Origin of the sequence: Mycobacterium kyogaense (assembly GCF_003254575.1) — a bacterium.
Classification (GTDB): Bacteria; Actinomycetota; Actinomycetes; order Mycobacteriales; family Mycobacteriaceae; genus Mycobacterium; species Mycobacterium kyogaense.
The window spans coordinates 1-19,858 of sequence record NZ_QJUA01000005.1 but is presented as its reverse complement, the minus strand read 5'-3'; the positions used below and the strand labels follow the sequence as shown (position 1 = coordinate 19,858).

Sequence of the window (19,858 nt, the reverse complement as noted above, 5' to 3'; positions counted from 1 at the left end):
CTGGCGGCATGACAGGTCCCAAGCTGCAGCTCACCGACGACCAGTGGCGCGAGCGGCTGAACCCCGAAGAGTTCGCCGTGCTGCGGCGTGCCGGCACCGAGCGGCCGTTCACCGGCGAGTACACCGACACGAAGACCGAGGGCGTCTACCAGTGCCGCGCGTGCGGCGCTGAACTGTTCCGCAGCACCGAGAAGTTCGAATCCCATTGCGGCTGGCCGTCGTTCTTCGACCCCGCCGATTCCGACGCGGTGATCCTGCGCTCCGACGACACCCTGGGCATGCACCGGGTCGAGGTGCTGTGCGCCAACTGCCACAGCCATCTCGGCCACGTTTTCGACGGCGAGGGCTACCCGACCCCGACCGATCAGCGGTACTGCATCAACTCGATCTCGCTGCGGCTCGTGCCCTCAGGTCAGTGATGCTCGGGCGTCAGCCCGTTGACGCCGCTGTTCTTCGAGCAGGGCCAGCATCTCGTCGGCCGGCATCGGTCGGCTGAAGTAGAACCCCTGCGCCACCCGGCAACCGTACTGCCGCAACCGGTCGGCGATCTCCGCGCTTTCCACTCCCTCGGCGACCGGCGTGTGCCCCAGCGCGTGAGTCATCTCGATGACCGCGCGCACGATGGTCGCCGACGGTCCGTGCGTCAGGATCGGCGCGATGAACTCCCGGTCCAGCTTGACCTGGTCGACCGGGAAGTCGCGCAGATACCACAGGGCCGAATAGCCACTGCCGAAGTCATCGAGCGCGACCTGGATACCGCTGGTGCGTAGACGTTCGAGGGCTGACCGGGTGCCCGGCAGGTCGGCGAGCAACCGGTCCTCGGTGATCTCCACGGCGAGCGCCTGCGGCGCAAGCCCGTGCCGGCGCAGAGCTTCTGCAATGTTGGCGCTCAGCGCGGGGTCGCTCACGACGGGGGCGAACACGTTCACCGCGACGGGGATCTCGAAACCCTTGCTGTGCCAGACTGCCGCGTCCCCGAGAGCCAGGTCCAGCACCGCGGTGGTCAGCGACGTCATCAGGCCGGTCTCGTTCACCAGCGGCAGGAACTGGTCAGGACTGAGCAATCCACGGCGGGGATGCGGCCAGCGGACGAGCGCCTCGGCGCCGATGATCTCCTCGGTGAAGAGGTCGTACTGCGGCTGGTACACCACCCGCAGTTCGCCGTGTTCGATGGCGTGCCTGAGCTCGACCAGGATCGGCGGTGGGCCTGAGTCGGCCCGGCCGGCGATGTCGGCGCGCAGCTTGCGGTTCTCGCCGAGGATCACGAACTGTCGGATGGTCACGGCGATCACGATGACGGCGACGGCCACGAACACCGGCCCCATTCCGGCGATCAGCACCGGGGTGCACAGCACCGCCGACAGCAGCACCGGCACGTACGGCAGCCAGCCTGACACCGGGGCCGACGGTGCGTCGGCCCCGTCGGAGCCGGTCTGCCGCGCGCGCACCGCCGCGGCTGCGATCAGCAGGAAGCCCGTCGCCCAGCCGGCCGCCAGGTGGTGCTGACCGTCGTAGGTGCCGGTTGCGGTCAGATAGGCGAAGGCCACGTCCGAGAACGCGATACCGGACAGACCCGCGGTGAGCAGTGCCATCTGTCCGCGCCGCACCGCAGACGACCGCGACAACATCAACCCGGCGATGGTCATCAACGCGATGTCGGTCACCGGGTAGACCAGGGCCATGGTCACCGACAGCGCGTCGTTGCCCCGCGCCGCGTACACCGCACCCAGCCAGATCACCCACACGGCACCGAAGATCGCGGCCGCGACGATCAGCCCGTCGATCACGACCCGGAGCTGCGTACCGGGCGGGGCCGCGGCGAGCATGACGGTCAGACACAGTCCGGCACCAACCAGGAACAACAGGAAGCCGGCGTCCGCTAACGACGGCGAGGCCACCCCACCGACGACCAGGTCGTAGTAGGACCACACCGCCTCGCCGGCGGCCCACCCGAACAGACCGGCCGCCATGAACGCCCAGGCTGTGCGATCAGGACCGCGGAGTGAGCACGTCGCCCACGCGGCACAGCACCCGGCGATCAGGGCGAAGACGGCGAGACCGACGTCGTCGAGGACGCGGATGACCGTCGGGCCACCCCAGCCGAACCACAGCCAGGCGCCGTAGGCCGCACCGACACTGAGCGCGCCGGCCGCCACCCCCCTGGTCTTCGGCATGGGGGGATATTAGCAATGGACAGCGGCGGGCAAAACTGCGTTGAGCGGGAAAAGAGTCATTTGCTGGAACAGTATTTTCCGGATAAAGCAGGGCATAAAGACTCTACGAAGTGGATCGACGCGGCTGTCAATAATTTGCAGAATCCGCCGGGGATACGTAAAAGATTCACCAGCCAGCAAAATCAGGGCAACGCGTTGACCAGGTGCTCGACCGAAACGCGCGGCCCGGTGTAGAACGGCGTTTCCTCTCGGACATGACGGCGCGCGTCGGTTGCACGCAGGTCACGCATCAGATCGACGATGCGATGGAGTTCCGGCGCTTCGAAGGCCAGCAGCCACTCGTAGTCACCCAGCGCGAAGGCGGGCACCGTGTTGGCGCGGACATCCTTGTAGCCGCGCGCGGCCATGCCGTGCTCGGCCAGCATCCGCCGGCGCTCCTCGTCGGGCAGCAGGTACCACTCCAGGGACCGGACGAACGGATACACGCAGATGTAGGCGCCCGGCTCCTCGCCGGCCATGAACGCCGGCACGTGACTCTTGTTGAACTCCGCCGGACGGTGCAGCGCGACATTGCTCCACACTGGCGTCGAGGCGCGGCCCAGCGTGGTGGTGCGACGGAAATCGGCATAGGTGGCCTGCAGCGCCTCCACGTTGTCGGCGTGGGTCCAGATCATGAAGTCGGCGTCGGCCCGCATGCCGGCGACGTCGTAGATCCCGCGCACGACGACACCGTTGTCCTGCTGCTGCTTCAGGAACGCCTCGGTTTCGTCGACGACTGCGGCTCGCGCGTCGTCACCGTCGGCCAGCACCCCGGGCTTGACCGCATACACCGAGAACATCAGGTAGCGGACGGTGGAGTTGATCGCGTCGAAGTCGAGCTTGGCCATGGCGTCTATCGTGCCACGGCGCCTTATCGAGCCACGATCGCCGCCACTGCCCTGGTGGCGGCCGCCACGCAGGCCGGCACCCCGATGCCGTCGAGGTAGGCACCGGCCACCGCGAGCCCCGACGGCAGCCCGGCCCGCAGTTCGGCGACCAGGTCGGCGTGCCGCGGTCCGTACTGCGGCATCGCGTCGAGCCAGCGCACCACCTTGCTGTCCTCCGGGGTCACCGTGGTGCCGAACAGCGTCGCCAGGTCCTGCTCAGCCCACGTCAACAGCTCTTCGTCCCCCGCCCGCCGGGCGAGGTCGTCACCGAAGCGGCCATAGGACAGCCGAACCATCTCGACGCTGCCGCGCCGACCCCACTTGCGCGACGACAGTGTCACCGCCTTGGTGTGCAGACGACCGCGACCGGCGACCAGCACCCCGGATTGCTCGGGAAGCGGGGTGCCGCCGGGCAGCGCCAGCGCCACCACCGCCGCCGAGGCCACCTCGATGCGGCGCGCGGCGGCGACAGTGCGCGGCGCCAGGTCGCCGAGCAGGGCCGGCAGCCGCGGCGCGGGCACCGCCAGCACCACCGCATCAGCCGGCCAGCGCGCCCCCTCGTCGTCGAGCACATCCCAGCCGTGGGGCGCCGGACGGACGCTGCGCACCGCGACCTGCGCCCAGGTCAGGCCGGACCGGCGCACCAGCTCGTCGATGAGGACGGCGTAACCGCCGTCGATCGCGCCGAACACCGATCCCGGCTGCGGCGGCGGTAGCGCGGTGGTGACGGCCTCTGTGAGGCTGCGCGCCCCGCGGTCCAGTGCCGTCGCCACCGTGGGCGCGGCCGCGCGCAACCCGATCGTCGCGGCGGATCCCGCGTACACACCGGCCAGCAGCGGGTCGATCGACCGCACCACCACTTGCTCGCCGAATCGGTCGCCGACCAGTTCGGCGACGGTCGGGTCGGCACCGGGTGTCCAGGGCAGCGGTCGGCGGGGCTCGTCGAGCATCCAGCGGATCGTGGCGTCGTCGACCAGCCCGGTCAGCGATGCCGGCCGCGTCGGGATGCCGTTGACGGTGTGCTGCGGCAGCGGATGCAGCCGGCCTTCGCTGTGGATCAGGGGGCGCACCCCGGTGGTGGTCAGCTGCTTGCCCGACAGGCCCAGCTCGCCCAGCAGCGCGGGCACCTCGGGGCGACGGGTGACGAAGGCTTCCGCGCCGACGTCGATCAGTTGCCCGCCGATGCGTTCGGTGCGCAGCACGCCACCGAGCCGGTCCGCCGGATCCAGTAGGGTGATCGACGCATCGGGACCGGCCATCACGCGCAGTCGGTATGCGGCGACCAGTCCCGAAATGCCGCCTCCGACAACGCAATACGTCGTCACAGCTGGTGCACCAGAGCCACGGCCTCGGTGATGACGTCGGGGTCGGTGGCGGGCAGCACGCCGTGACCGAGGTTGAAGACGTGCCCGAGCGCCCCGGCGTCGACCGCGCGCCGCCCGTCGTCGATGACCGCACGCACCGCCCGCTCCACCACGGGCTTACCGGCCAGCAGCACCACCGGGTCGAGGTTGCCCTGCAGCGCGGCTCCCCGCTGCACCCGTGCCGCCGCATCAGTGAGCGAGGTCCGCCAGTCCACCCCGACGACCGCGGGCACCCCGTGCCCCACGACGGCTTCCGACATGGCGCCGAGCAACTCGGCCGTACCGACGCCGAAGTGCGTCATCGGCACACCGTAGCCGGCCAACTCGGCGAACACCCTGGCGCTGTGGGGCAGCACGTAGGTGCGGTAGTCGACCAGCGAGAGGGTGCCGGCCCAGGAGTCGAAGACCTGGATCGCGTCCACACCGGCCTCGATCTGCGTGCGCAGGAACGCGATCGTGACCTCGGTCAGGGACTCCATCAAGGCGTGCCAGGTATCGGTCTCGCCCAGCATCATCGCCTTGGTGTGCTCGTGGTTGCGGCTCGGACCGCCCTCCACCAGGTAGGACGCCAGCGTGAACGGCGCCCCGGCGAAGCCGATCAACGGCACCTGCCCGAGCTCGCGGGTCAGCCGGCTCACCGCCGTCGCCACCGGCGCCACCTGATCGGAATCCAGCGCCGTGATCGCAGCGACGTCGGCGCGGGTGCGGATCGGGTGGTCGATCACCGGACCCACATCGGGCACGATGTCCAACGCAACGCCGGCCGCGCGCAGCGGGACGACGATGTCGGAGAACAGGATTGCGGCATCGACGTCGTGACGACGCACCGGCTGCAGCGTGATCTCGGTGATCAGGTCGGCGTCGAAGCAGGCCTGCATCATGGTGTTCTTGGCCCGCAGAGCCCGGTATTCGGGCAGCGACCGACCGGCCTGCCGCATCATCCACACCGGGGTGCGGTGAGGTTTGCGGCCGGCGACGGCAGCCAGGTAGGGCGATTCGGGCAGCTCGCGGCGCGTGTTCATCGCTGCCCATGCTGCCATGCCCGGTGCGCCCCGAATCGGCGCGCCATGAGCACAGACCTGTGAGAATCGACTACCGTCGATCGGCGTGACCTCCGCCGAACCGGCTCAATTCCGTGAAGCGGTGGCGGCGATGAACGCCACCACCGTGCGGCCGGAGATCGAGCTGGGCCCGATCCGGCCGCCGCAACGCCTCGCCCCGTACAGCTACGCGCTCGGCGCCGAGGTCAAGCACGCCGACGCCGCGGTCGTCCCGGAGCGCTCCGACGGCGACGCGTTCGGCCGGTTGATCCTGCTGCACGACCCCGAGGGCGCCGACGCGTGGGACGGCACGATGCGGCTGGTCGCCTATATCCAGGCCGATCTCGATTCCACCGAGGCCGTGGATCCGCTGCTGCCCGAGGTGGCGTGGAGCTGGCTGGTGGAGGCGCTCGCCGAGCGGGCCGATGAACACACCGCACTCGGCGGCACCGTCACCGCCACCACGTCGGTGCGCTACGGCGACATCTCCGGTCCGCCCCGCGCGCACCAACTGGAGCTGCGGGCGTCATGGACCGCCACCACCTTGGAGCTGGGGCCGCACGTCGAGGCGTTCTGCGAGGTGCTCGAACACGCTGCAGGCCTGCCGCCCGCCGGGGTGACCGACCTGGGTTCGCGGACCCGCGCCTGATCGTCGATGACCGAACCCGACACCGGCGGTGCCCCGCCGGACGCCGACCACTCCGGCGACCCCGAGGCCTCTGAAGCGACGCCGCTGCTGACCCCGCGCGAGGGGGTCCCGAACGTCGCGGTCAGCCGCAGCGAAATCGCCCGCGCCGCAGACCTTCTCGCATCCGGCTCGGGCGCCTTCGCCGTCGACGCCGAACGCGCGTCCGGCTTTCGCTACTCCAACCGCGCCTATCTGGTGCAGATCCGGCGGGCCGGCGCCGGCACCGTGCTGATCGATCCCGTCAGCCACGGCGGCGACTCCGTCGAGGTGCTCGCCCCGTTGGCGCAGGTCCTGGCCGAGGACCAGTGGATCCTGCATGCCGCCGATCAGGATCTGCCCTGCCTGGCGGAGATCGGTATGCAGCCGCCGTCGCTGTACGACACCGAACTCGCCGGGCGGCTGGCCAACCTCGACCGGGTGAACCTCGCCTCGATGGTCCAGCAGCTGCTCGGTCTGGCGCTGACCAAGGGGCACGGCGCTGCGGACTGGTCGAAGCGGCCGCTGCCCGACGAGTGGTTGAATTACGCCGCGCTCGACGTCGAGGTGTTGATAGAACTGCGCGACGCGATCGACGAGCAGCTCACCGCCCAGGGCAAAAGCGACTGGGCGCGCGAGGAATTCGAGCATCTGCGGACGGCCGAGGGCACGCCGACCCGGCGGGATCGCTGGCGGCGCACCTCCGGAATCCACAAGGTCCGTGACCCGCGCGCCCTGGCGGCGGTGCGCGAACTGTGGCTCACCCGCGACCAGATCGCCCGACGGCGCGATATCGCCCCCGGCCGGATTCTGCCCGACGCCGCGATCGTCAACGCGGCCACTGCGGACCCCGACACCGTCGAGAAGCTCACCGCCTTGCCCATATTCGGTGGGTCCAGGCAGCGGCGCAGCGCCGGCGTCTGGCTCGACGCGTTGGCCCGGGCCCGCACCGCGGAGCCGCCGTCCTCGCAGGAACCGGCCAGCGGGCCGCCACCTGCGTCGCGGTGGGCCCGCCGCAAACCGGAGGCCGCCGCGCGGTTGGAGGCGGCGCGGGCCGCGATCAACGAACTGGCACAACAGGTTTCGGTACCGCCGGAGAATCTGCTGGCACCCGAGATCGTGCGGCGGCTGTGCTGGGATTGGGTCGCCACGAACGACACCGCCGCCGCCGTGGAGGCGTTTCTGGACACCACAGCCGCCCGGCGCTGGCAGCGGGACCTCACCGCGCCGGTGTTGACCGCGGCCCTGGAATCGGCACCCGGCGACTAGCGACCGAGCACCGCTCAGTCCAGTTGCTGGCTGACTTCCTTCTCCGCGATGCGGGTGCCCAGCGCCGCCACCCAGCCGGTGATCTGCCGGGCGAGGTTACGCTCGGTCAGGCCCACCTCTGAGAGCACCTCGCCGCGCGAGGCGTGCGCGAAGAACTCCTGCGGCAGCGCGGCGTCACGGCACGGCACGTCGATCTCGGCCCGACGCAGCGAGGCCGAGACAGCCGAACCGACGCCGCCGTGCACCCCGTTGTCCTCGAGGGTGACCACGAGCTTGTGCGCAGCGGCCAGCGTGGTGAGCACCGCGGGCACCGGGAGCACCCACCGGGGATCGACGACGGTGACGCCGATGCCCTGGTTGCGCAGCCGCTCGGCCACCGCCAGCGCCATCGTCGCGAACGGGCCAACCGCGATGACCAGCACGTCGTCGGTGAGACCGTCCGCGGGCTTCGCCAGGACGTCCACCCCGTCGCGCCGTTCGACCGCCGTGATGTCTTGTCCCACATCGCCTTTGGGGAAGCGAATGGCGGTGGGTCCGTCGTTGACGTCGAGGGCCTCGCCCAGCTCCTCCCGCAGCCGGGCGCCGTCGCGGGGCGCCGCCACCCTCATGCCGGGGACCACGCCGAGGATCGACAGGTCCCACATGCCGTTGTGGCTGGCCCCGTCGGGACCGGTGACGCCGGCGCGGTCCAGCACGATGGTCACCGGCAGCTTGTGCAGCGCGACGTCCATCATCACCTGGTCGAACGCCCGGTTCAGGAACGTCGAGTACACCGCGACGACAGGATGCATACCGCCCATCGCCAACCCGGCGGCCGACGTCATCGCGTGCTGCTCGGCAATGCCCACGTCGAAGAAGCGGTCGGGATAGCGCAGCCGGAACGCTGACAGACCCGTCGGACCCGGCATCGCCGCGGTGATCGCGACGACATCGCGCCGCTTGCCGGCTTGCGAGATCAGCGCGTCGGAGAATGTCGACGTCCAGCCGGGACCGGGGATCGTGGTGGCCAGGCCCGTCTCCGGGTCGATGACGCCGCAGGCGTGCATCTGGTCGTCTTCGTCGTTCTCCGCGGGCGCGTACCCCATGCCCTTGCGGGTGACGACGTGCACGACCACCGGCGCGTTGAACGCACGGGCATGCCGGAGGGCGCTCTCCACGGCGTGTTCGTCATGACCGTCGATGGGACCGACGTACTTGAGTCCCAGATCGGTGAACATCACCTGCGGAGACAACGCATCCTTGATACCGGCCTTGATGCTGTGCATGCACTGGTAGCAGAACTCGCCGATCATCGGCACGCCCCGCACCGCTTTGCGGCCTTCCTCGAGCACCCGCTCGTAGCCGGGCTGCAGACGCAGGCGGGCCAGGTGCTCGGCGAAGCCGCCGATCGTCGGCGCATAGCTGCGGCCGTTGTCGTTGACGACGATCACCACCGGACGCTTGGAGGCCGCGATGTTGTTCATCGCCTCCCAGCACATGCCACCGGTCAACGCGCCGTCTCCGACGACGGCGACGACATGGCGATTGCGATGCCCGCTCAGCTCGAACGCCTTGGCCAGACCGTCGGCGTACGACAGCGCCGAGCTGGCGTGGCTCGATTCGACCCAGTCGTGCACGCTCTCCTCGCGCGAGGGGTAGCCCGACAGGCCGTCCTTCTTGCGCAGCGTCTCGAAATCCTGCGCGCGACCCGTGAGCATCTTGTGCACGTAGGCCTGGTGCCCGGTGTCGAACAGGATCGGATCGTGGGGCGAATCGAAGACGCGGTGCAGCGCCAACGTCAGCTCCACGACACCGAGATTGGGTCCCAGGTGGCCGCCGGTCGCCGCGACCTTGTGGATCAGGAAGTGGCGGATCTCCTTGGCCAGCGCATCCACCTGTGCCTGCGACAGGTGCTGAAGATCAGCGGGACCGCGGATCTGTTCAAGCATTGGGCCAGTCTACGCACCGGAGCCCAGATCAGTCGTTGCGACGCTGGTACACATCGGGCACGCCGTCGCGGTCCTCGTCCACCGTTTCCTCCTCGCATATGCGCCGGTAGGTGGCGTTCCTGGTCAGCAGGACCACCGCAGCCAAGCAGGCCGCCAACAGTGATCCAGACAACACTCCGATCTTCACGAATTCGTCACGCTCGGAGCCCATGCCGAACGCGAGATCACCGATCAGCAGAGACACCGTGAACCCGATGCCCGCCAGCAGCGACATGCCGAACACGTCGATCCACCGCAGCGACGGATCGAGTTTCGCCCGGGTCACCGTCGACAGCACTCGGGTGGTGAGCACGATGCCCAGCGGCTTGCCCAGGACCAGACCGGCGATGATGCCCAGCGTGATCGGGTCGGTCAGCGCCCGGCCGAGCCCGTCCAGGCCGCCGATTCCGACCCCGGCGGCGAAGAACGCGAACACCGGGATCGCGAATCCCGCGGAGATCGGCCGCAGCCGGTGTTCGAAGTGTTCGGCGAGCCCTGGCCCGGCGTCGGGTCCCCCGGCGGCCTCACTGCGCAGCACGGGCACCATGAACCCCAGCAGTACGCCGGCGACGGTGGCGTGCACGCCCGACTCGTGCATCAGCACCCAGGTGATGACGGCCAGTGGAATCAGCAACCACCAGGAGCGGATCCGACGCTGCACGCACAGCGCGAACAGCCCGAGCGGTACCAGCGTGGCCGCCAACGCGACCAGGTTGATCTTCTCGGAGTAGAAGACCGCGATGACGGTGATGGCCAGCAGGTCGTCGACGACCGCCAACGTCAACAAGAACGTGCGCAGCGCGGAGGGCAAGTGGGTGGCGATGACAGCCAGCACGGCCACCGCGAACGCGATGTCGGTCGCCGTCGGAATCGCCCAGCCGCGCAGGGCCCCGTCACCGGTACCGGCGTTGATCGCGACGAAGATCAGCGCGGGCACCGCCATGCCTCCGACCGCGGCGGCAATCGGCAGCGCCGCACGGCTCGGGTCACGTAAGTCGCCGGCGACGAACTCTCGCTTGAGCTCCAGACCGACGACGAAGAAGAAGATCGCCAGCAGCCCGTCGGCCGCCCACACCCCCAGCGTCAGATTCAGGTGCAGGCCCAGCACGTGGGGGCCGACCTCGAGATCCCGCAACGAGAAGTAGCTGGCCGACCACGGCGAGTTCGCCCAGACGAGCGCGGCGGCGGCCGCCACCAAAAGGATGACGCCGCCGACGGTTTCCTTGCGCAGGATCTCGCTGACGCGGCTGGTCTCCGCCCAGGAACCGCGGCTGAACAGTCGCCGCCGCAAAGGCACAGGGGTGTCACCGGCCATGAATTGCCTCCTTGGTCGCCGAATCGACGCCGACCAGACTTCCCGGCACACCTGCGGGTAACCCTACCCCCGGGTGAGCACCGCCACACATTCGACGTGATGGGTGAGGGGGAACGAATCGAACACCCGCAGGTTCTCGACCTGGTAGCCACCCTCTCGATACAGGCCGATATCGCGTGCGAAAGAGGCTGCCTCACAGCCGATGTGGATGATCCGGGGCACCTCGGCTGCGGCCAGCGCGGCGATCACGTCGCGGCCCGCCCCGGTCCGCGGCGGATCGAGTACGGCGACGTCGGCGCGGACGGACTGCCCAGCCAGCGCACGGCGCACCGAATCCGTGACCACACTGACGGTGCCGAGGTCGCCGAGCGCGGCACGCGCGGCGCGCGCCGCTCCACGCGATGTGTCGACGGTGAGCACGCGACCGCTCTCCCCCACCGCGTCCGCCAACGCTGCCGCGAACACCCCTGCACCGCCGTAGAGATCCCACGCGGTCATACCCGGCTCGAGTTGCGCCCATTCGGCCACCAATGCGCTGTAGAGCGCCGGCGCGTCCCGGTGCGCCTGCCAGAAGGCGGTCACCGGCACGCGCCACGTCCGCCCTGCAACCCGCTGAACTCCCTCGTAATCACCTTCTCGCACTTCGGTTTTCCGGCCCTTGACCGCCACGACGACGTGCCGGCGCCCGTCGTCGTCGACGGCGACGTGCACCGCGGCGCCGGGAGGCCACCGCTGCTCCGCCACGCCGGACAGCAGCGTGTCGGGCACCTGCGCACAGTCGAGTCGGTGTACGAGATCGGCGCTGTGGTATCGGTGGAACCCGGCCCGCCCGTCGTCCGACACAGCGAGGCGCACCCGGGTGCGCCAGCCGGTGTGACCGGCGTCCCCGACTGCCTCCGCAGCCGCCTCGTCCTCAGCACGCCAGTGATAATTGCCCAGCCGCGCAAGCTGATTGGCGACGACGGCACCCTTGAGACGACGCGCCGCGGCCGGCTCGACGAATGCCAGGTCGCAGCATCCCGAGCCGCCCACACCTGCGATGGGGCACCAGGAGTCGACGCGATCCGGCGACGGCTCGATCACCTCGACCGTCTCGGCGTTCCAGAACTTCTCCCGCGTCGACGACGCGCCGACCAGACGCGCCCGCACCGTCTCTCCGGGCAGTGCGTAGCGCACGAACACCACTCGGCCGTCGTGGCGAGCGACGACGCTGCCACCGTTGGCGGGGCGACCCGTGGTCAGGATCAACTCGGTCGGCGAGTCTGCGCTCAATCGAGGAACCCCTTGCGCGCGTCGCCCGGAGCCGACTGCGGCGCAAGTTTTTTCAGTCGTTCCGACGACGACAGCTGCCACGGCACCGACGTCACCATCACGTTGGGCTCGAACAGCAGCCTGCCCTTGAGCCGCAGAGCGCTCTGGTTGTGCAGCACCTGCTCCCACCAGTGACCGACCACGTACTCGGGGATGAACACGGTCACCACCGTGCGCGGCGATTCCCGGCTGACCCGCTTGACGTAATCGAGGACGGGCCTGGTGATCTCGCGGTAGGGCGAGGCGATCACCTTCAGCGGCACACTGATGTCGCTGGACTCCCACTTGTGCACCAGTTCGCGGGTCTCCGCGTCGTCGACGCTGACGGTGATCGCTTCCAGCATGTCGGGGCGGGTGGCGCGCGCATAGGCCAGCGCGCGCAACGTCGGCATGTGCACGTTGGACACCAGCACCACAGCGTGGTTGCGGCTGGGCAGCACGATGTCCTCCATCTCGGCGGCCCTGGCCTCGAGTTCACGGCTCACCGAGGCGTAGTGCTTGTGGATCAGCTTCATGATGAAGAACAGCGCAGCCATCGCGAGGATCGCGATCCACGCTCCGACCAGGAATTTGGTGAGCACGACGATGATCAGCACCGTTCCGGTGCACAGGAAGCCGATCGTGTTGATGATGCGCGAGCGCATCATCCGGGCCCGCGCGGACGAGTCGGTCTCGGTGCGCAGCAGCCGTGTCCAGTGCCGCACCATGCCGATCTGGCTGAGGGTGAACGACACGAACACCCCGACGATGTACAGCTGGATCAGAGCGGTCACCTGCGCCTGGAACGCCACGATGAACGCGATCGCGCCGAATGCCAGGAACAGGATGCCGTTGGAGAACGCCAACCGGTCACCGCGGGTGTGCAGCTGCCGCGGCAGGAAGCGGTCCTGGGCCAGGATGGACCCCAGCACCGGGAACCCGTTGAACGCGGTGTTCGCGGCCAGGACCAGGATCAGTGCGGTCACCCCCGCGATCAGGTAGAGACCGATCGGGAAGTCGTGGAAGACGGCGTCGGCCAACTGGGCGATCAGCGTCTTCTGCTGGTAGTCCGGCGGCGCCCCGCCGAGCTGTTCCAGTGGACGCTCGGCGATCTGCGCCCCCGTGGCGCGCGCCAGCATGATGATGCCGATGAACAGGGTGATCGCGATGACGCCGAGCAGCAGCAGCGTGGTCGCGGCGTTGCGGGACTTGGGTTTCTGGAACGCCGGCACACCGTTGCTGATCGCCTCGACACCGGTCAGCGCCGCGCTGCCCGAGGAGAAGGCCCGCGCGATCAGGAACACCAGCGCGAACCCCAGGACGTCGCCGTGCTCGGAGTGCATCTCGAAACCCGCCGACTCGGCACGTAAGTGATGGCCCAACACATAGATCTGGAAGAAGCCCCAGCCCAGCATCACGTACATGCCGATCATGAAGGCGTAGGTCGGGATCGCGAACGCCGTGCCCGATTCCCGGATACCGCGCAGGTTCAGCGAGGCCAGCACCAGGATCGCGATGACCGCGAACCACACCTTGTGCTGGTCGACGAACGGTATCGCCGACCCGATGTTGGACATCGCCGACGACATCGACACCGCGACGGTGAGCACGTAGTCGACCAGCAGTGCGCTGGCGACCGTCAGGCCCGCGGTGGGACCGAGGTTGGTGGTCACCACCTCGTAGTCGCCACCGCCCGATGGATAGGCGTGCACGTTCTGCCGATAGCTGGCGATCACGATCAGCATGACCGCGGCGACCACCAGACCGATCCAGGGCGCCATCGAGTAGGCCGACAGTCCGGCGACCGAGAGCACCAGGAAGATCTCTTCGGGGGCGTAGGCGACCGAGGACAGCGCGTCAGAGGCGAACACCGGGAGCGCGATCCGTTTCGGCAGCAGCGTGTGCGCGAGCTTGTCGCTGCGGAACGGCCGGCCCAGTACGAGCCGTCGGGCGGCCGTCGAAAGCTTGGACACGAGTGCCAAGACTAAAGCCCGACGGTCACGAGGCGTTGCAAAGCGGTAGCGTTCCTCAGTGCGCGGGTGGTAACAGCCCTCGAAACCGCCACATTCGGCCCCGCCGGAAAGGACCCGCAGTGCGTGTAGTGGTGATGGGATGTGGCCGCGTCGGCGCGTCGCTGTCCGACAGTCTGGCCAGGATCGGCCACGACGTCTCCGTCATCGACCGTGATGGCACGGCTTTCCACCGCTTGTCTTCCTCGTTCCCGGGCCAACGCGTGCTCGGGATGGGCTTCGACCGTGACGTGCTGATCCGGGCGGGCATCGAGGACGCTGCGGCATTCGCGGCGGTGTCCTCCGGCGACAACTCGAACATCATCTCCGCGCGTGTCGCCCGCGAGACCTTCGGTGTGCAACGGGTGGTGGCCCGCATCTACGACGCCAAGCGCGCCGCGGTCTACGAACGGCTGGGCATCCCCACCGTGGCGACCGTGCCGTGGACCACCGACCGGCTTCTCAACGTCCTGATCCGCGAGACCGAGACCACGAAGTGGCGCGACCCCAGCGGCAACGTCGGCGTCACCGAACTCGCGCTGCACGAGAGCTGGGCAGGACGACGCCTGACCGATCTGGAGGCCGCGACGTCGGGCCGGGTCGCGTTCATCATCCGCTTCGGGGCGGGCCTGCTGCCCGATCCCAAGACGGTGATCCAGGCGGGCGATCAGGTGTACCTGGCGGCGATCTCCGGCCACATCGCCGAGGCGCTGGCCATCGCGGCGCTGCCGCCGAGCGAAGACGCGGAGGGCTGAGGCCGTGAAGACCGCCGGCGACGATTGTGAGGAGCGGCGCAGATGAAAGTAGCGATTGCCGGGGCGGGCGCGGTCGGCCGGTCCATCGCCCGCGAGCTGGTGGAGTCCCACGACGTCACCCTGCTCGAGCGGGACTCCGATCACATCGACGTGGAGGCCATTCCGGCCGCGCACTGGCGGCTCGGTGATGCCTGCGAGCTGAGCCTGCTGGAGGCGGTCAAGCTGGAGGAGTTCGACGTGGTGATCGCCGCGACGGGCGACGACAAGGCGAACGTGGTGCTGAGCCTTCTGTCCAAGACCGAGTTCGCGGTGCCCCGGGTGGTGGCCCGCGTCAACGATCCGCGCAACGAGTGGCTGTTCGACGAATCCTGGGGCGTGGACGTCGCGGTGTCGACTCCGCGCATGCTGGCCTCGCTGGTCGAGGAAGCCGTCTCGGTGGGTGACCTGGTGCGGCTGATGGAGTTCCGCAAGGGTCAGGCCAACCTGGTGGAGATCACGCTGCCCGACGACACACCGTGGGGCGGCAAGCCGGTCAAGCGCCTGGAGTTGCCGCGCGACGCGACACTGGTCACGATCCTGCGCGGCCCGCGGGTGATCGTGCCGGAACGGGACGAACCCCTCGAAGGTGGGGACGAGCTGCTGTTCGTGGCCGTGGCCGAGGTCGAAGACGAACTGCGCGAACTGCTCCTGCGCCCCCAGCAGCGCTGAGCGCGCTCAGCGCTGCTCGGCCACGCTGTCGTCGCTGTCGTCACTGTCAACGCTGTCAGCCGGCTCCCGCACCGCACGGCGAGCCGCACGGATCGCGCCGTAGGTGACCAGGGCGGCGATCGCGGTCAGCGGCCATCCCATCGCGATCCTCGCCACTCCCAGCCAGCCGGTCTGATCTTCGTCGTAGAGGTGCTGCTGCACGAGGAAGCGAGCCGCGAACACCGCCACCCAGACGAGGGTGGCCACGTCGAACGCGTACACCGCGCGCCGCACGTCGCGCCAACCGCGATCCTGCGTCTGCACCCAACCCCAGATGTAGCCGACGATGGGCCGGCGGATCACCACGGAGACGGCGAACACCACGGCCCACAGCAGCGAGGTCCAGATGCCCAGCAGGAAATAGCCTTTGGACGCGCCCACCAGATAGGCGATCAACGCACTGATACCGACGCCGAAGAATCCGGAGATCGCCGGCTGCACGGAGTCCTTGCGGATCAGCCGCCAGATGAGGATCAGTGTCGCGACGCCGAGCGCCGCGCCGATGGCGGGTAGCAGCCCGAAGGCCGTCGACACCGGGACGAACACCAGGACCGGCAGCGACGAGTAGATCAGGCCGCTGATGCCGCCCATCTGCTCCAGGACGGCAGCGCCGCGCGCCGGTGCGCTCTCTGGTGTGACCTCGGTGCCCGGTTCGTCGCCGGGTGCGCTCACTTCTGGATCTCGTAGTGGGGGTTGTAGATCGCCTTGGCGCCGTTGTCGAGCTTCCCGACCCGGCCGTGCACCTTCAGGGTGCGACCCTGCTCGATACCGGGGATGCGGCGCTGGCCCAGCCAGACGAGCACCACGGAGTCGGTGCCGTCGAACAATTCGGCCTTCACCCCGCCGGAGCATCCCTTGCCGTTGCATTCGACGCTGCGCAGCGTCCCGATCATGGTCACCTCTTGACCGCGCTGGCAGTCGATCGCCTTCTGCGCCCCGGTGCTCTCCACGTCGTCGCTGAGTTCTTCGACGTCGAGCTGCTCAGGGTCTTCGGTCAACCGACGGGTGAGCCGTCGCAGGTAACCCTCGGCCGTGGCCATGGCTTCTCCTGACCTCTAACACGTTTTGCTGGTGGTACTCCAACCGAACGCCACGGTAGACCTGTTGGTTCCCAGATGCGAACGCCGCGGCGGGGCCGCGAGTGAGCGAATTCCACGACGAGGCACGATCGAAACATGACGGTCGATCTGCACGGTGTCACGACTGTGCTCCTGCCCGGCACCGGCTCCGACGACGACTTCGTCCACCGAGCGTTTTCGCCGGCATTGCACCAGCTCAGCGCGGTGGTGGTGACCCCCGCGCCGCAACCGCACCGGCTCATCGACGGCTACCTCGACGCCCTTGCCGATGCCGCCCGCGCCGCCGCGGCCCCGATCGCGGTGGGTGGGGTGTCGATCGGCGCCGCCGTCGCCGCGGCGTGGGCTCTGTCACACCCGCAGAATGTCGTCGCAGTGCTCGCGGCACTGCCGGCGTGGACCGGTGAGCCCCACACCGCGCCGGCCGCCCAGGCCGCACGGGCATCGGCGGCGCTGCTGCGCCGCGACGGGTTGACGCCGACCACCACGGCGATGCAGGCGTCGAGCCCGGCGTGGCTGGCCGAGGAGCTCACCCGGTCGTGGGCCGCGCAGTGGCCGGCCCTCCCGGACGCCATGGACGCGGCCGCCCGCTACGTCGCACCCACCGTCGGCGAATTCGAGGGGCTCGGCGCGCCGATGGGAGTGGTGTCGGCGACCGACGACGCGGTCCATCCGTTGCAGGTCGGACTCGAGTGGGTGGCCGCCGCGCCCCGCGCGGCGCTGCGCACGGTGACGCTGGCCGACATCGGCGCCGACCCGGCGACACTGGGCGCGGCGTGCGTCGCCGCGCTGGCGGCGGCGCAGCGCGACGACTAGCCGCCGGTGATGGTGCGCAGCTGCTGCATCGCCGAACCCTGCGCGGCGCGACGCGCCCCGTCGGTGGGCGGCTGCGGCGGCTCGGGCTGCTGCTGTTGTTCGGGTGCGGCCTGCGCCTGCTGCGCGGCGGCAGCCTGCTCGGTGGCGGCCCGCAGCTGCTCGGCCATCAGCTCAGGCAACGCGACCGGCAGAGGAGTGCGTACCGGCAGCGGGGTGTCGCCGCGGCGGACCACGGTGTCGGCGAGTGCTTCCCGGGCCTGGTCGACCAGTGCCCGGATGCTCTCCTCCGGGCCGTTGACCACGCAGCGGATCATCCAGCGATAGCCGTCGACGCCGATGAAGCGGACGACGGCGGGACCGCCCGAGCCCACCACTTCGCGGCCCCACGGACCGTCCTCGATGCTCACCTTGGGGACGTCCTTGCGCAGCGACTCAGCCAGCTCGGAGGCCACTTCACGCCACAGGCCGGTCGATTTCGGCGCGGCATAGGCGGCGACGGTGAATCGGCCGTGCGGCGTCACCACCCAGACCGCGCTGGGCACGCCGGTCTCGTTGATCTCGACCTGCACCTGGCCCGCCTCGGGCATCGGGATCAGCACCGAGCCCAGGTCCAGCCGTGCGATGGCCGCCTGCTCGGGATCGTCGAAATCGTCGATGTCGAACGGGCCTTCGAGTTCCTCGTCGGCTTCCACTGCTACCACCTCAGCGCTTGTCGGTACGTCTCTGCGGCCATCGTCACAGACTGGCATGCCCGCCGGAAGATCCGTGGCCACCCGAGCCGCGGGTCGTGTCGGCCAATCCCGCCTCGTCGAAGGAGTCGACCTCCACCAGCTCGGGCAACTCCACCCGCTGCACCAGCAGCTGGGCGATCCGGTCACCCCGGTGCACGACGATGGCAGTTCGCGGATCGAGGTTGATCAGCGACACCTTGATCTCACCGCGATACCCGGCGTCGATCGTCCCCGGGCTGTTAACGATCGAAAGACCAACGCGCGCAGCCAATCCCGACCGCGGGTGAATCAGCCCGACCATGCCGTGCGGTATCGCGACGGCAATCCCGGTGCCGACCAGCGCCCGCTCCCCCGGGGCCAGCTCGACGTCGACGGCACTGAACAGGTCGACGCCGGCGTCCCCGTCATGGGCCCGTTCGGGCATCGGCAGTTCCGGATCCAGGCGAACGACCGGCAGGGAGGTGGGCACGGCGTCAGAGATTACTCTTGGCCGCGTGTCCGACACGCACACCACCGCCCGCAGCGTTCGCTACCGCGAACGGCTCTGGGTGCCGTGGTGGTGGTGGCTGCCTGGTCTGGGGCTCGCCGCCCTGATCGCGCTCGAGGTCAATCAGGGCGTCCCGGCGCTGCCGCTGTGGCTGCCCTATGCGCTGCTCCTTCCCGTCGCCGCCGTCGCCTTGCTGTGGCTCGGCCGGGTGGAGGTGTCGGTCGTGGACCCCGGGACCGGTAACGCCGAACTGTGGGTGGGCCGGGCACACCTGCCCGCCTCGGTGATCACCCGCTCGGCGACGGTGCCCAAATCAGCGAAATCGGCGGCGCTGGGCCGACAACTCGACCCGGCCGCCTACGTCGTCCACCGCGCATGGGTGGGTCCGCTGGTGCTGCTCGTGCTCGACGACCCCGACGACCCGACGCCGTACTGGCTCGTCAGCGCTCGCCACCCCGACAGGGTGCTCGCCGCGCTGAACTCCTAGAGGGTCAGGCCGCGCAGTCTGGCCTGACTTTCCCCCGCAAGCGGGAGGTGCCCCCACAACGCGGCTCGTCCCTCACCGCTTGATCGTCGTCAGGCCGCACAGTCCGAGCAGATCATCACGCCGTTCTTCTCACTGGCCAATCGGCTGCGGTGATGCACCAGGAAGCAGCTCGAACACGTGAACTCGTCCGCCTGCTTCGGGATCACCCGTACGGACAGTTCTTCACCTGACAGATCGGCACCAGGCAGTTCGAACGATTCGGCGGTCTCGGATTCGTCGACGTCGACGACAGCAGACTGAGCTTCGTTGCGGCGTGCCTTCAGTTCCTCGAGGGAATCCTCGGAAACATCGTCGGTCTCTGTGCGCCGTGGGGCGTCGTAATCGGTAGCCATGGCCTATCCCCTCCGTGAAGCTCATTGCAGCGTTGGTTTTGTACCAGCGTCGAACGCTTCCACCAAATGATTCGTGCCCGGAATGACCCCTGATCTAATGTGATTTGCGTCACATCGACGCCGGTCAACGTGTCGATGCCGGTCGGAAGGCCGGGCCAACGGCCTCTAGAGTCTGTGCCGTGGTCGCGCAAATCACCGAAGGCACCGCGTTCGACAAGCACGGGCGCCCGTTCCGGCGGCGGAACTTCCTGCCGGGAGCCTTGATGTTCGCAGCACTCGCCGTGGCCGCGCTACTGGTCTGGGTGATCGCGCTGTCCCAACCGCCGGAGGTGCGGGAAGTGGCGGTGTG

20 protein-coding genes and 1 pseudogene are annotated in these 19,858 nt (G+C 69.1%); 8 read left to right on the top strand and 13 right to left on the bottom strand.

Annotation, left to right across the window (positions count from 1 at the left end; genetic code table 11):
* The first annotated feature begins 8 nt into the window (after window positions 1-8).
* The gene (msrB, locus tag DMB80_RS05390) at window positions 9-419 is read left to right on the top strand and encodes a peptide-methionine (R)-S-oxide reductase MsrB (protein WP_111508905.1); all 411 of its coding nucleotides are present in this window, start codon (window positions 9-11) and stop codon (window positions 417-419) included.
* Here the strand turns inward: msrB and DMB80_RS05385 are convergent.
* From DMB80_RS05385 to hemE, 4 genes are all read right to left on the bottom strand, one after another.
* Window positions 408-2,174 carry a putative bifunctional diguanylate cyclase/phosphodiesterase gene (locus DMB80_RS05385; RefSeq protein ID WP_121497466.1) on the bottom strand — a complete coding sequence of 589 codons (1,767 nt, stop codon included), beginning with the start codon at window positions 2,172-2,174 and terminating at the stop codon, window positions 408-410. The two genes, msrB and DMB80_RS05385, sit on opposite strands and share 12 nt — an antisense overlap.
* Window positions 2,175-2,356: 182 nt before the next feature.
* Window positions 2,357-3,061, bottom strand: coding sequence for a hydrogen peroxide-dependent heme synthase (gene hemQ / locus DMB80_RS05380; protein ID WP_111508903.1), 705 nt, complete (start codon window positions 3,059-3,061; stop codon window positions 2,357-2,359).
* Window positions 3,062-3,084: 23 nt separating this feature from the next.
* Entirely contained in the window at window positions 3,085-4,425 is a 1,341-nt protein-coding gene (locus tag DMB80_RS05375; protein ID WP_111508902.1) for a protoporphyrinogen oxidase, read from the bottom strand.
* The gene (gene hemE / locus DMB80_RS05370) at window positions 4,422-5,486 is read right to left on the bottom strand and encodes a uroporphyrinogen decarboxylase (RefSeq protein ID WP_073684558.1); all 1,065 of its coding nucleotides are present in this window, start codon (window positions 5,484-5,486) and stop codon (window positions 4,422-4,424) included. The genes DMB80_RS05375 and hemE overlap by 4 nt, the downstream gene beginning before the upstream one ends.
* A gap of 85 nt (window positions 5,487-5,571) precedes the next feature.
* Here hemE and DMB80_RS05365 point away from each other — a divergent pair, with 85 nt between their 5' ends.
* Together DMB80_RS05365 and DMB80_RS05360 are read left to right on the top strand one after the other, a co-directional pair.
* Complete coding sequence (locus DMB80_RS05365; RefSeq protein ID WP_046366792.1) at window positions 5,572-6,153, top strand: DUF3000 domain-containing protein; 582 nt, start codon at window positions 5,572-5,574, stop codon at window positions 6,151-6,153.
* A gap of 6 nt (window positions 6,154-6,159) precedes the next feature.
* Window positions 6,160-7,437, top strand: a complete 1,278-nt coding sequence (locus DMB80_RS05360) for an HRDC domain-containing protein (protein ID WP_111508901.1) — start codon at window positions 6,160-6,162, stop codon at window positions 7,435-7,437.
* A gap of 14 nt (window positions 7,438-7,451) precedes the next feature.
* Here the strand turns inward: DMB80_RS05360 and dxs are convergent, their stop codons facing one another.
* The 4 genes from dxs to DMB80_RS05340 form a co-directional block, all read right to left on the bottom strand.
* The gene (gene dxs / locus DMB80_RS05355; RefSeq protein WP_111508900.1) at window positions 7,452-9,365 is read right to left on the bottom strand and encodes a 1-deoxy-D-xylulose-5-phosphate synthase; all 1,914 of its coding nucleotides are present in this window, start codon (window positions 9,363-9,365) and stop codon (window positions 7,452-7,454) included.
* Window positions 9,366-9,393: 28 nt separating this feature from the next.
* Entirely contained in the window at window positions 9,394-10,719 is a 1,326-nt protein-coding gene (gene nhaA / locus DMB80_RS05350; RefSeq protein ID WP_111508899.1) for a Na+/H+ antiporter NhaA, read from the bottom strand.
* Window positions 10,720-10,782: 63 nt separating this feature from the next.
* The gene (locus tag DMB80_RS05345) at window positions 10,783-11,991 is read right to left on the bottom strand and encodes a class I SAM-dependent RNA methyltransferase (protein ID WP_111508898.1); all 1,209 of its coding nucleotides are present in this window, start codon (window positions 11,989-11,991) and stop codon (window positions 10,783-10,785) included.
* Complete coding sequence (locus DMB80_RS05340; RefSeq protein WP_046366317.1) at window positions 11,988-13,982, bottom strand: APC family permease; 1,995 nt, start codon at window positions 13,980-13,982, stop codon at window positions 11,988-11,990. The genes DMB80_RS05345 and DMB80_RS05340 overlap by 4 nt, the downstream gene beginning before the upstream one ends.
* Before the next feature lie 119 nt (window positions 13,983-14,101).
* Here DMB80_RS05340 and DMB80_RS05335 point away from each other — a divergent pair, with 119 nt between their 5' ends.
* Window positions 14,102-14,773 carry a potassium channel family protein gene (locus DMB80_RS05335; RefSeq protein WP_111508897.1) on the top strand — a complete coding sequence of 224 codons (672 nt, stop codon included), beginning with the start codon at window positions 14,102-14,104 and terminating at the stop codon, window positions 14,771-14,773.
* Window positions 14,774-14,815: 42 nt separating this feature from the next.
* On the top strand, window positions 14,816-15,481 hold the full coding sequence (locus DMB80_RS05330) for a potassium channel family protein (RefSeq protein WP_046366315.1): 666 nt from the start codon (window positions 14,816-14,818) through the stop codon (window positions 15,479-15,481).
* Window positions 15,482-15,487: 6 nt separating this feature from the next.
* Here the strand turns inward: DMB80_RS05330 and DMB80_RS05325 are convergent, their stop codons facing one another.
* Complete coding sequence (locus DMB80_RS05325) at window positions 15,488-16,192, bottom strand: DUF3159 domain-containing protein (protein WP_240431022.1); 705 nt, start codon at window positions 16,190-16,192, stop codon at window positions 15,488-15,490.
* Window positions 16,189-16,560: an OB-fold nucleic acid binding domain-containing protein gene (locus DMB80_RS05320; RefSeq protein WP_046366313.1), complete on the bottom strand. Its 372-nt coding sequence runs from the start codon at window positions 16,558-16,560 to the stop codon at window positions 16,189-16,191. Before DMB80_RS05320 ends, DMB80_RS05325 begins: the two co-directional genes overlap by 4 nt.
* Window positions 16,561-16,695: 135 nt before the next feature.
* On the opposite strand from DMB80_RS05320, the gene DMB80_RS05315 reads away from it, so the two are divergent.
* Window positions 16,696-17,412, top strand: coding sequence for an alpha/beta hydrolase (locus tag DMB80_RS05315; protein WP_111508896.1), 717 nt, complete (start codon window positions 16,696-16,698; stop codon window positions 17,410-17,412).
* Here DMB80_RS05315 and DMB80_RS05310 read toward each other — a convergent pair.
* Together DMB80_RS05310 and dut are read right to left on the bottom strand one after the other, a co-directional pair.
* Window positions 17,409-18,161 (bottom strand): DUF3710 domain-containing protein, encoded by a 753-nt coding sequence (locus tag DMB80_RS05310; protein ID WP_111509039.1) that lies wholly within the window; start codon window positions 18,159-18,161, stop codon window positions 17,409-17,411. The genes DMB80_RS05315 and DMB80_RS05310 overlap by 4 nt on opposite strands.
* Window positions 18,148-18,612, bottom strand: a complete 465-nt coding sequence (gene dut / locus DMB80_RS05305) for a dUTP diphosphatase (protein WP_111508895.1) — start codon at window positions 18,610-18,612, stop codon at window positions 18,148-18,150. The genes DMB80_RS05310 and dut overlap by 14 nt, the downstream gene beginning before the upstream one ends.
* A 25-nt stretch (window positions 18,613-18,637) precedes the next feature.
* Here dut and DMB80_RS05300 point away from each other — a divergent pair, with 25 nt between their 5' ends.
* Complete coding sequence (locus tag DMB80_RS05300; RefSeq protein WP_111508894.1) at window positions 18,638-19,117, top strand: DUF3093 domain-containing protein; 480 nt, start codon at window positions 18,638-18,640, stop codon at window positions 19,115-19,117.
* An 89-nt stretch (window positions 19,118-19,206) separates the two neighbouring features.
* Here DMB80_RS05300 and DMB80_RS05295 read toward each other — a convergent pair whose 3' ends face one another.
* A complete protein-coding gene (locus DMB80_RS05295) occupies window positions 19,207-19,509 on the bottom strand; it encodes a DUF4193 domain-containing protein (RefSeq protein WP_046366510.1) in 303 nt (100 codons plus the stop codon).
* Window positions 19,510-19,688: 179 nt separating this feature from the next.
* Here DMB80_RS05295 and DMB80_RS28490 point away from each other — a divergent pair.
* A pseudogene (locus DMB80_RS28490) lies at window positions 19,689-19,858 on the top strand (envelope integrity protein Cei); the annotation flags it as partial.